Raw genomic sequence first — 12,387 nt, 5'->3', positions numbered from 1 at the left:
CCTGCGCCCTGCTTTTTTGATACGTCAATCAATTGAATCAAAAGGGATTGCTTGCGAATCCCCCGGGAAATGTGAAGCTCTGCACGTTACGCCCCTCTGCATCCCTTTCTGACTTTTCTCGCCCTGTTTTTTCCGTACGGTATGGACTCCAACGGGCTGACTTTCAGCCTTGGATATCAACAAAAGGAGCCGTTATGGACAAGCACAGACGCAGAGTCACCCTGGGATTGTTGAGTGCCCCACTGGTCGCCACCCTGGCCGGGTGCAACAGCAGCAACGACAGCGAAGGGAGCCCGGTCGACTTTAGCACCACCCTGACAGACCGGCTGAGCGCCGAATTGCACGACGAGCAGACGGCCCGCCGGCTGGCCCCCTTCATCGAGGAGGCCTGTTTCAACATGACCCCGTCCCGGGTCGTCATCGACAGCGTCAACTGCGTAATAGCCTTTGCCTTTGGCAACCGCCCCAACGCCTCGGGCAACCCGGATGAGCTGGCCGAACCCGGCCCGATGAACGAGGCCCTGGCCGCCTGTTGCGCCGCCCTCTATCGGCAAAAGCCGGTACCCATGTATGTGCAGTGGGAGATAGCCCGCTTCCTGGACTCTAAAGCTTATGGGGATATTCCAACCACGGATATCATCTCCATCGAGCCTTACTGGGATGACGCTGGCAAGCTTATCTATCTGAGCACGGATGATGTGGTTAAAAAGATTATTGAGGAGCACACCCAGGATCAAGACCCGGCCAGCCTCGGCATGGCGGCCGTTATAGGTCACCGCGACCACGTCAAACGCTGCATCATCACCTGCCGTGCCCGCAAGGTGGCGAGCCATGCCCCGGAGGGGATCGAACTGCCCGTCTGGTATGACGAGCAATCCGATCAACCCTGGACCCGTCGCCGCGACCTCTATGTGCTGCAGGACATCTCGGCCCAGCTGATGGGGGTGGCGCAGGCCAACATAGCCCAGGCTTATCCGAACGGGTGAGCCGCGCTGATGGCGCAATGCAAGCCGGGTCAGGGGCCCGGCCTGTTTGTCATCATGACGGGCGAAGCGCCAAGGCATCAGATGGATTGCCTCTGCGGGCTCACACCGGCCTGGATAATATCGGCTTGTGCCCGAATGTGGCGTAATTAGTGCGGCGTAATAGAGACATGCCGGTGCAAGGTGCACCGGCATGATGTGATCAAGGTATATTGAAGGTGATGGGTTCAGGGAGTCGGCACCGTACTGGCGCAATCATATTGTTCGCCACTTAATCCCATGATATGACAGGTTGCGGTCAACACATCATTGGGACGGGCCCATGCAGGATCCCAGCCGCCCATAGGTTCATCATGGCGTTTGTCTTTATACAGATCCCACATGATCATGCCGGATGGTGAATATCTGGCCGTGCGCGTGGCGATATCCGTGAGGAGATCCTTGCTCAGCAATAAATTGCCTGTCGCCGGTCTGCCAACTTCAAATCCGACCGTGATGGCTGGACTTATCAGCAATTTTTGCGGTTGAATGGCGGCGCTGGCATAACTCGGCGATCCTTTTACCACTGCGTGCCCAGGTCGTATGGTGTCACCGGATTTCAGCCAGCTGAAGAAGGCCCCGTAATAATAATCAACCTGTCCTGCCAGATCGCACGGAATATTGGTGTCGCCCCCACAGTCAGTTTCGCTCAGGTCATATGACATTATGCCAATGGTGCTGAGCCGATCGACCAGATCCGGATATTGCAGCGCGGTATTGTAAATCAGGCCATATAAATTACCGCCCCACCAGGCACCACCATAGGTATTGCTGGTATAGGCATTGCTGCCCCAGTTGGCCGACATGTTTGGGATACCGCCGGTTGCGGGGGCCGCCGTGCTCAGTGCCAGCTCGGGGTTGATGGCATCTATGGCCTGGTAGAGGGAGCGCATGATGGCCGCAAACTTGTCGACCGTGTCCGGCATGATCCTGGGATAGGGCTGCTCGGCGGGATTGAGTTGCATGCTGTCGTTGTAGACCCGCACTCCCTTGCCTCTGCTCATCAGGGTAGCCGTGTCCAGGTATTCCACATTGCTGGCCGGCGGCTGCACCGAATCCGGCGTCAGCCGCCAGCTGTAGGCGTTGAGATCCGCGTGCCAGAACTCCTCGTAGTCCAGATCAATGCCTGCCACGCCGAGGTCATTGGCCAGCTGCACCACGTTGCGATACGCCTGATCCGCAGCCTGGCCGGATATCAGGTTGTCGAAGCGGTTGCGGGGGCCCGGGTTGGGGAAGGAGTCGTATTGCTCTCCGGCCGGGCCACAGGCATCCACCTTGCCCGCCGTGACATCGTAGTATTCCGGGATGCAGCTGAAGTTCCAGCCCCCGACGGCAATATAGGTCTCGACGCCATGGAGTTTGAAGGTGTTGATAATATCCCTGAGCTGGGAAAAGTCGGCGATGGATTTATTATTATCAGCCAGATTGTTTTGGGTTGTGGTATCGCAGATATATCCAAACAATCCGGTGCAGGCCAAATCATTTTGCGTGTAATTGACCAGGCTGGGTTGGACAAATGACAGTACCAGCTTGTTGAAATTGCTCTTTTGACTGGCCACCTGATTGCTCAAGGTTTCCAGATTGTCCAGTGACGCATAGTAACCAGGGGTATTGGCTGGAGCATCCGAGCCACTCAGATAGTAGGCGGTTATTTCCGGCGTTTGGGCCATGGCGCCGCTGGCAAACAGCAGCGGGATCGCGCCGAACAGGGGGTGATGTTTCATATAATATCCTTATTGATCTCTACAAGAGCGCAGTAGAGCCGAAAGCAACATCCTTGCTCTCATACAGGGTTATCTTGGATGACATTATCGGTGGTATATTTTATTGGTCTGATGTGACTCCGGTTATGAATAAGGAGCCCTGATAATAAGGTGAGATGACTGTTTTTTGCTGAATATAAACTGAATGGCTGTCAAGCTTGTTTTATTAACTTTGTTGTCAGTGTTTCATCATTGTTTTAAATGCAAATAACTGCTCGTAGTTATATATCCAGCCTGCTTGCCGAGGTCTTTGTTGAATTATATTTGGATGTTTGACCATAATCCGGTTGGGGTGCATCAAGAATAAAGAAAGGGAATATGAAAGGCGGAGGGTGTCCGCCTTCCATATTCCAGTTTCACGTCGGTTGTTTTACCGCTTCTGCAACTGGGTGACCGTCAGCTTGCCGGCCGGGTTTTCGGCGTGAAAGCGCACCGCATCCCCCACCTTGAGCCCCTTGGTCAGGGCGGGATCGGCCAGCAGGAACACCATTGTCATGGGGGGCATCTTGAGGTTGTCGATGGCCTCGTGTTTGATCCCCACCTTGCCGCTGGCCTCATCTATACGGCTGATGACCCCCTTGGTCATCACGCTCTCTCCCATCGCCTGCATATCCGTCCCCTCCATCTGGGCCATATCGTGTCCCTCGTGGCTCATGGTCATTTCGGCCCGGGCCTGGAGAGAGGCGAGGCCAAGCAGCAATGTCAGGGTCAGCGTCTTGTAATTCATGATGTTTTCCTTCAGTCGTTTATTCAAAATCGGTTGTAAGTTCGGGTTATTCGGCTGCCTGGTGCGCGGCCTTGCCAAGGCTTCGGCTGCGCCACAGGTAGTAGGCGGCGGGCAGCACCAGCAGGGTCAGCACCAGCGCGCTCACCATGCCGCCTATCATGGGGGCGGCGATGCGCTGCATCACCTCCGAGCCCGTGCCCTGGCTCCACATGATGGGCAAGAGACCCGCGATGATGGTCACCACAGTCATCATCTTGGGGCGCAGGCGCAGGGCGGCGCCGTGGATCACGGCCTGGTGCAGGCCCGCCTTGTCCGGTTTGCCCTTGGCTACCAGGTCATCCCAGGCGTGGTTGAGGTAGACCAGCATCAGCACGCCCGTCTCCACCGCCACCCCGGCCAGGGCGATAAAGCCCACTCCCACCGCCACCGAGAGGTTGAAATCCAGCAGCCAGATGGTCCAGATCCCGCCCACCACGGCCAGTGGCAGCGTGGTGAGAATGAGCAACACCTCCTGCATGCGGCGAAACGCCAGATAGAGCAGCAGCACGATAATGGCGATGGTTAACGGCACCACGTAGGCGAGGCGCGCCTTGGCCCGCTCCATGTATTCGTACTGACCCGACCAGGTGAGGGCGTAGCCCGCCGGCAGTACCAGCTGCTTGGCCACCTCGGCCTTGGCCTCTGCGACGAAGGTGCCGATGTCGCGACCGCGAATATCCACGTAGACCCAGCCGTTCAGGCGCGCGTTTTCGCTGCGCAGCATGGGGGCCTCGTCACTGATGTAGACGCGGGCCACGTCCGCCAGCGCGATGCGCGCACCGCTCGGGGTGATCAGCGGCAGCAGTTCCAGGCTGGCTACTGAGTCGCGATAGCTCTGGGGATAGCGCAGGTTGATGGGGTAGCGCTCGCGCCCCTCGATGGTCTGGCCCACGTCCATGCCGCCCACTGCGGTGGCGAGCACCGCCTGCACGTCGGCGATGTTGAGGCCATAACGGGCGGCATTGAGCCGGTCTATATCCACCTTGACGTAGCGGCCACCGGCCACCCGTTCGGCGTAGACGGAGGCTGCCCCCGCCACCTTGCCGACGATCTGCTCGAGCTGCTGGCCGACTTGCTGGATCACCTTGAGATCGGGCCCGGCTATCTTGATGCCGACCGGGGTCTTGATGCCGGTGGCCAGCATGTCGATGCGGGTCTTGATGGGAGGCACCCAGGCGTTGGTGAGGCCGGGGAAGCGAATCAGGGAGTCTAGCTCCTCTTTCAGCTTCTCCGGCGTCATGCCGGGGCGCCACTGGTCGCGGGACTTGAGCTGTATGCTGGTCTCCATCATTACCAGGTCGGCGGGGTCTGTGGCCGAATCGGCGCGCCCCGCCTTGCCAAACACGTTCTGCACCTCGGGCACGGTACGAATGAGCTTGTCGGTCTGCTGCAATATTTCCCGCGCCTTGCCCACCGAGATGTTGGCCGCCGTGGTGGGCATGTACATTATGTCCCCCTCATCGAGCGGCGGTATGAACTCCGAGCCCAGATACTGGAGTGGCCAGAAGCCCGCCACCGTCACCAGCAGTGCGGCGGCCAGCGTGGTCTTGGGGTGCGCCAGCACGGCTTTGAGCAGCGGGATATAGGCCTGGCTCAAGCCACGGTTGAGGGGGTTGGCCTGTTCGGCCAGCACACTGCCACGGATGAAATACCCCATGATCACCGGCACCAGCGTGATGGAGAGCCCGGCCGCCGCCGCCATGGCGTAGGTCTTGGTGTAGGCCAGCGGATGGAACATGCGTCCCTCCTGCGCCTCCAGCGCAAACACCGGCAGGAAGCTCATGGTGATGATGAGCAGGGAGAAGAAGATGGCAGGCCCCACTTCGATGCTTGCCTCCGTGATGATGCGCCAGCGGTTCTTGTCCGTTAATGCCTCCCGCTCCATGTGCTTGTGCACGTTTTCGATCATCACTATGGCGCCGTCCACCATGGCACCGATGGCGATGGCGATGCCGCCAAGGGACATGATGTTGGCGTTGATCCCTTGCAGGTGCATGACGATGAAGGCGGTCAGGATGGCGATGGGCAAGGTGATGACCACCACCAGGGACGAGCGCAGGTGGAACAGGAAGGCCAGACAGACCAGTACCACCACGGCGAACTCCTCCAGCAGCTTGCCGGAGAGGTTGTCGATGGCGCGCTGGATAAGATCGGATCTGTCGTAGACGGTGACTATCTCCACCCCCTCCGGTAGGCTGCTCTTCAGCTCCGCCAGCCGCGCCTTGACCCCGTCTATGGTGTGCTGGGCATTCTCGCCGTAGCGCATGACTATGATGCCGCCCACCACTTCCCCTTCGCCGTTGAGCTCGGCGATGCCGCGCCGGCTCTGGGGGCCCGTGACCACATCCGCCACATCGCCGAGCAGCAGGGGAGCGCCCCTGACCTGGGTGCCGAGCGGGATCTGCTTGAGGTCTTCGACGCTCTTCAGATAGCCGTTGGAGCGCACCATGTATTCCGCTTCCGCCATCTCGATGACGGAGGCGCCTGTCTCCTGGTTGCCCTGCTCTATGGCGGTCTGGATGAGGGAGAGGGGGATGCCGTAGGCACGCAGCTTGTCCGGATCGACCCGCACCTGATACTGGCGCACCATGCCGCCGACGGTGGCGACTTCGGAGACGCCGTTGACGGTCTGCAGCTCGTATTTCAGGAACCAGTTCTGCAACGAGGTGAGCTGGCTGAGATCGTGCTTGCCGCTTCTGTCCACCAGGGCGTACTGGTAGACCCAGCCCACCCCGGTGGCATCGGGACCCAGCTGGGGTTTCGCCTCGGGCGGCAGATTGGGGGCGACCTGGCTCAGATACTCCAGCACCCGGGCGCGGGCCCAGTAGAGATCCGTGTTGTCGTCAAACAGCACGTAGACGAAGGAGTCGCCGAAGAAGGAGTAGCCGCGTACCGTGGTGGAGCCCGGCACCGCCAGCATGGCGGTGGTGAGCGGGTAGGTGACCTGATCCTCCACCACCTGGGGTGCCTGGCCCGGGTAGGAGGTCTTGATGATCACCTGCACGTCGGAGAGATCCGGCAGGGCGTCTACCGGGGTCTGTTTGACCGACCAGAGCCCCCAGGCGGTGAGCATCAGGGTCAGCAGCAGCACCAGAAAGCGGTTGCCCACGGACCAGCGAATAATCGAGGGGATCATGATCTGGCTCCTTGCTCATGTTGCGCAGAGAGCGGAGCTTGGTTGTCAGCAACGCAGCGAATGATGGAAGGGATCATGGCTTGGCTCCCATATCATGCTGGCTATGGTCCATGCCTTCCATGTCCGTCATGTCATCGTTGGCAGGCGCGGCGCTGTTGGCGGGGGCATCCTCGATATGGATGTTGGTGATGCGGTACTCGTCCCCCTGCTGTTCCACCTGCAGATGCAGGGTCTGACCCGATGCGAGTTTGGTCATGTCGACGCCGTCCGCCACGGTGAACTCCATCTCCATGGCGGGCCACTGCCACTCGGGGATGGGTTGGTGGGAGACCGTCAGGGTGCGGTTGGCAAGAGTGATCCCCTGCACCTCGCCCTGGGTCCACACCTGGGTGGGACGCACCGCTGTCATGCGCTGGAAGTCCGAGTCGATGGCCGATTCGGAGTCGAGCAGGAACTGGGCCGAGCTGACTATGCTGTCACCCGTTTCCACCCCCTCCTCGATGGCGACCTTGTCACCAAACTGGGCGCCCAGGGTGACGGCCACCGACTTGAAGCTGCCATCTCCCAGCGCCAGTACCAGCCGGTTCTGGTTGCCGGTGCGGATCACGGCTTCGCTCGGTACCACCATTTGGGGTTCCCCCTTGCCGGTGCGGATGCTCACCTTGGCGAACATGTTGGGTTTCAGGAACTCGTCCGGGTTGTCAAAGCGCAGCCGTACCTTGAGGGTGCGGGTGGCGGCATCGAGCGTCGGATAGAGGTAATCCACCCGGCCCTGCCAGCTGCGACCGGGGGCGTAATCCAGGGTCATGGTGACCGGATCGCCCACCTTCAGCTGGGCTGCCTGGCGTTCGAACACCTCGGCGCTCACCCACACCTGCTGCAGGGTGCTGATGTTGAACAGGGCGGCGGCGGGCTCCACGTACTGGCCCTCGCGCACCTTCAGCTCCGACACATAACCGCTGCTGGGGGCATAAATACTGATGGTTTCACGCACCTGGCGGCTGCGCTTGAGGGCGGCTATCTGGTCCGCCGGTACCTGCAGGGACTTGAGCTTGCCCTCGGCGGCGCGCAGCAGCAGCGGGTTGGCGGTGTTGAGCGCCAGCAGGTATTCGTGCTGGGCGTTGACCAGATCCGGGGCGTAGAGCTCATAAATCAGGCTTCCCTTGGTCACCCTCTGCCCCTCGCTCTTGATGGCGAGGGTGCGGATCCAGCCCGCCATGCGGGCGTTGACCGCCTCCAGCCTGTCTTCGTCATAGCCGACGTAACCCACGGTCTCGATCTGCTGGTGGATGGGCAGCCTCTCTACCTTGGCCAGCCGCACTCCCAGGTTCTGCTGGATCTCGGGGCTGATGGTGATGGTGCCGGGCGAGCCACCCTGTTTCTCCTCATAGACGGGGATGAAGTCCATCCCCATGTTGTCCTTGGCGGGGGCATCGCGCTTGTCGCGGGGATCCATGGGGTTGACCCAGTAGAGCGGCGTCTTCTCTTTGGCGCTGGCGCCGTCGGTCGTCTGTTTGGCTACCCAGTAGCCGCCACCGGCCCCGAGGGCGAGCAGCAGGGCAGCGACCAGCAGTTTCTGGCTCATCGCACACCTCCTGTCTGCGGGAGGCGGGTGGCACTTGGTTCGACGCAGCGCTTGGCACTGTGTCCGGGAATGCGGGCAGATGACATCATATGTCTTCTCTTCTGTCAGGCCGCCGGGCTGCCGTGATGACAAGTGCGCCAGAGTGGCACCTGGCTGTCGTTATCACGGCAGCACACACGGGTAGGGCGGCAAACGGGGCGCAGCTGTGTCAGCGCGCACGGCTCCCTGTGGTGACTGGCATGGCCAGTCGTGACAGGGTCAGGCAAGGGCGTGCGCAGGCGACAAAATGAGCCTTGCCGCGAGCACGCGAGAGAAGTGCTTTCTAATGGCGCAACACCGACAGCATCAGATGTCGGCGGGGCCAGGAGGGAGGGTGAGTACCGCGAGATCGCAGGAAGGGATCTCGCAGCCAGTGATCGAACAGATGGCTGGCGACCCCCAGATGGGGCAGCAGCAACAAAGGGAGAACGAGCAGGGTCAGCAGCGCGGCCAGCAGCGGCAGACCGGCACCGGTTGGCGAGGTGAGGCCGCCGTGCATCTGGCACTCCCCCTGGCTCATGGCATCGCCCTGAGCGCCATCATCGGGTGCCATTGTGTGGCAGGCGAGCCCCTGCATGGCGGTCGCGCTCATGGTTGCGTCGTCGCTGCCGGTCGCCATGGCGGGGGAGATGAGACTGGCCCCGTGCCAGCTGATGCAGAGGGTGAGATTGCAGACGAGCATGAGCGCCAGCAACAGCCGGGCAATGCGCTCAGTGGGCAATCTCGATGACAGCATGGACATGTCCTGATGATGATTGGGGTCACTGTAAACCTTACCTTGAGAGTAAGGTCAAGGTGAGTACAAGCCAATCGGCGCGGTTGTGATCCCGCCGGCGCTTTGCCTGAGGAGGTGCCTGGATGGGAGGAGCAGATGGAAGCACAAGGAGGGGGCGACAGATGAGCCGCGTATGCATAACAAAGCCCCCGCATCGGCGGGGGCTTGTGTCACTGTTTCTGCTGGGGCGCGGGGGCGCGGGGTCGCTCCGATCGCTTCATGATGAGGCGGAAGAAGAGCGGGATGAAGAAGATGGCGATGAAGGTCGCCGCCAGCATGCCGCCGATGACCGGCCAGCCGAGGGCGTGACGGCTCGCCGCGCCGGCGCCGCTCGAGGTCACCAGCGGCACACAGCCGAGGATGAAGGCGAGCGACGTCATGACGATGGGGCGAAAACGCAGCCGCGCCGCCTCCAGCGCCGACTCGATGAGGCTCATTCCCTCCTCGTGCTTCATCACCGCAAACTCCACGATCAGGATGGCGTTCTTGGCTGCAAGGCCCACCAGCGTCACCAGCCCTATCTGGAAGTAGACGTTGTTGGTGAGCCCGACCAGCCAGGTGGCCAGCAGGGCGCCGAACAGGGCGAACGGTACCGCGGTTATCACCGCAAACGGCAGGCTCCAGCGTTCGTACTGGGCCGCCAGGATGAGGAAGATCATCACTATGCCGAAGCCGAACGCGGTGCCGGCGCTGCCGGCGGCCGCCTTCTCCTGATAGGCGGAGCCGGTCCACTCCAGCTTGGCGTCGTTGCCGAGGGACTCGTCGGCCACGGCCTCCAGCGCGGCTATGGCCTGGCCCGAGCTGTAACCCGGCGCCGGTTGCGCCATGATCTTGGCCGCCTGGAAGATGTTGAAACGCTCGACCAGTTCGGGGCCTGTGGCATCGCGCACCGTCACCAGACTGCTGAGCGGTATCATCTCCCCCTTGTCGGAGCGGACATAGACGTTGCGGATGTCGCTCTTCTTGGCGCGGTAGTCCGCCTCGGACTGCAATTGCACCCGGTAGGTACGGCCGAACTGGTTGAAGTCGTTGACATAGACCTGACCGAAGGTGGCCTGCATGGTGTCAAACACCGCATTGATGGGCAGCCCCAGCGCCTTGGCTTTCTCGCGATCCAGATCGAGATAGACCTGGGGCACGTTGGCGCGATAGGTGGAGGTGACGCTGGCGAACTCGGGGCGCTCTTTGGCCGCTTCCAGGAAGCGCTGCACCTCGGCCGAGAAGGCCTGGGCATTGCCGGTGCTGCGGTTTTGCAGATAGGCCTCAAGCCCGCCTGTGGTGGACATGCCTGTGATGGGCGGCGGGTTGAAGGAGGCGACGAAGCCATCCGCCAGCCCCATCAGGCTCATGCCCTGGAAGGTCTTGGCCAGGGAGAAGGAGTCCTGCCCCGTGCCCTGGCGCTCGCTCCAGTCCTTGAGGGTGATGAAGCTGATGCCGCTGTTGCTGATGATGGCGTTGGAGAGGATGTCAAAGCCCGAGAAGGTGATGACGTCCTTGACGTTGGGGTTGGCCATCGCCATCCGGTCGAAGTCGTTCGCCACCGCCTGGGTGCGGGTGAGGGAGGCCGCATCCGGCAGCATGACGGCGGAGAGCAGGTAGCCCTGATCTTCGTTCGGTACCAGCTCCCCGGGCACCTTCAGCAGCAAGCCGTAGATGGAGACCAGGATGAAGGCGATGATGGTGAACGCCACCCCGACCCGGCGGTTGAGGAAGGCGACCCCGCGCACGTAGCGACGGGTCAGGCCGTCGAAGGCGTTGTTGAACCAGACGAAGAAGCGGGCCGGCTTGTGGTGACCCTCTTTCAGCAGCACGGCGCACAGGGCCGGTGACAGGGTCAGCGCCACCAGACCTGAGATGGCTACCGACACGGCGACCGTGATGGCGAACTGCTTGTACATGACCCCCGTCATGCCGCCCATGAAGGCGACCGGCAGGAAGACGGCGCACAGCACCAGCACGATGGCGATGACGGGGCCCGACACCTCCTGCATGGCGAGGATGGCGGCCTCCTTGGGCGAGCACTTCTTCTCCTGCATTATTCGCTCGACGTTCTCCAGCACCACTATGGCGTCATCCACCACGATACCGATGGCGAGCACCATGCCGAACAGGGTCAGCAGGTTGATGGAGAAGCCCAGCACCAGCATGCCGGCAAAGGTGCCGATCAGCGACACCGGCACAGCAATGCAGGGGATCAGGGTTGCTCGGAAGTTCTGCAGGAAGAGGTAGACCACCACGAACACCAGCAGGATCGCCTCGAACAGGGTGTGCACCACCTCCTCGATGGAGATCTTCACGAACTCTGTGGTGTCGTAGGGGATCTGGTACTCGATGTCCTGGGGGAAGCGCTCTTTGAGGCGCAGCATGGTGGCATGTACCTGATCGGCCACCGCCACGGCGTTGGCGCCCGGTTGCAGGTAGGTGGCGATGCCGATGGCGGGCTTGCCGTTGGCCTTGGCCAGCAGGTCGTAATCCTTGCCGCCGAGCTCGACCCGGGCCACGTCCTTGACCCGGATTTTCGAGCCGTCCGGCATGGAGCGGATGATGATGTTCTGGAACTCTTTCACATCCTCGAGGCGCCCCTTGGTCTGCACCGTGTAGGTGAAGTCGATGGGGGCCGTGGTGGGCTGGGCGCCTATCTTGCCGGCCGCAAACTGGGTGTTCTGCTCGCGGATGGCGCCGATCACGTCGCTCGGGGTGAGCTCGAGCTGGGCCAGCCGGTCCGGCCGCAGCCAGATGCGCATGGCGTAGTCGGTGCCGCCGAACAATGTGGTATCGCCGACCCCGGGAATCCGCTTGAGCTCATCTATGATGTTGAGCAGGGCGTAGTTCGACAGATAGGTGGTGTCAAAGGTGCCGCCCGGGGATTGCAGGGTCACTACCTGCAGGATCGAGGTCGATTTCTTCTTGACCGTCACCCCCTGCTTTTTGACCTCTTCCGGCAGCTGGGCCATGGCGGCCGAGACCCGGTTGTTGACGTTGATGGTGGCCTGATCCGGATCGGTACCGATCTCGAAATAGATGTTGAGGTTCATCTGGCCGTTGGAGGCCGAACCGGACTGCATGTAGAGCATCCGCTCCACGCCGTTGATCTGCTGCTCCAGTGGCGCGGCCACCGTCTGGGAGATCACCTCGGGGGTGGCGCCCGGGTAGAAGGCAGTCACCGACACCACGGGCGGCGTTATCTGCGGATACTGCTCTATGGGCAGGGATCGCATCGCCGCCAATCCAGCCAGCACTATGATGATGGAGATCACGCTGGCGAAGATGGGGCGTTCGATGAAGAACTTGGAAAACATAC

The 12,387-nt window shown here is 61.3% G+C and carries 7 protein-coding genes; 1 reads left to right on the top strand and 6 read right to left on the bottom strand.

The annotated features are described in order from the left end of the window. Window positions 1-194: 194 nt before the first annotated feature. Window positions 195-986 carry a hypothetical protein gene (locus BN1118_RS14255; protein WP_043556756.1) on the top strand — a complete coding sequence of 264 codons (792 nt, stop codon included), beginning with the start codon at window positions 195-197 and terminating at the stop codon, window positions 984-986. A 224-nt stretch (window positions 987-1,210) separates the two neighbouring features. Here BN1118_RS14255 and BN1118_RS14250 read toward each other — a convergent pair whose 3' ends face one another. The 6 genes from BN1118_RS14250 to BN1118_RS14225 form a co-directional block, all read right to left on the bottom strand. Next, window positions 1,211-2,746 (bottom strand): glycosyl hydrolase family 18 protein, encoded by a 1,536-nt coding sequence (locus BN1118_RS14250; protein ID WP_043556755.1) that lies wholly within the window; start codon window positions 2,744-2,746, stop codon window positions 1,211-1,213. A 409-nt stretch (window positions 2,747-3,155) separates the two neighbouring features. Continuing rightward, a complete protein-coding gene (locus tag BN1118_RS14245) occupies window positions 3,156-3,512 on the bottom strand; it encodes a copper-binding protein (RefSeq protein WP_043134287.1) in 357 nt (118 codons plus the stop codon). 46 nt (window positions 3,513-3,558) lie between these two features. Continuing rightward, on the bottom strand, window positions 3,559-6,687 hold the full coding sequence (locus BN1118_RS14240) for an efflux RND transporter permease subunit (RefSeq protein ID WP_043556754.1): 3,129 nt from the start codon (window positions 6,685-6,687) through the stop codon (window positions 3,559-3,561). A 73-nt stretch (window positions 6,688-6,760) separates the two neighbouring features. After that, a complete protein-coding gene (locus BN1118_RS14235) occupies window positions 6,761-8,272 on the bottom strand; it encodes an efflux RND transporter periplasmic adaptor subunit (protein WP_043556753.1) in 1,512 nt (503 codons plus the stop codon). A 322-nt stretch (window positions 8,273-8,594) separates the two neighbouring features. After that, the gene (locus tag BN1118_RS14230) at window positions 8,595-9,047 is read right to left on the bottom strand and encodes a hypothetical protein (protein ID WP_043556752.1); all 453 of its coding nucleotides are present in this window, start codon (window positions 9,045-9,047) and stop codon (window positions 8,595-8,597) included. Between the two features lie 209 nt (window positions 9,048-9,256). Beyond that, the gene (locus BN1118_RS14225) at window positions 9,257-12,385 is read right to left on the bottom strand and encodes an efflux RND transporter permease subunit (protein ID WP_043556750.1); all 3,129 of its coding nucleotides are present in this window, start codon (window positions 12,383-12,385) and stop codon (window positions 9,257-9,259) included. Window positions 12,386-12,387: the final 2 nt, after the last annotated feature.

This window comes from Aeromonas bestiarum, from assembly GCF_000819745.1.
GTDB lineage: Bacteria > Pseudomonadota > Gammaproteobacteria > Enterobacterales > Aeromonadaceae > Aeromonas > Aeromonas bestiarum.
This window is presented reverse-complemented; position numbering and strand designations above follow the sequence as displayed.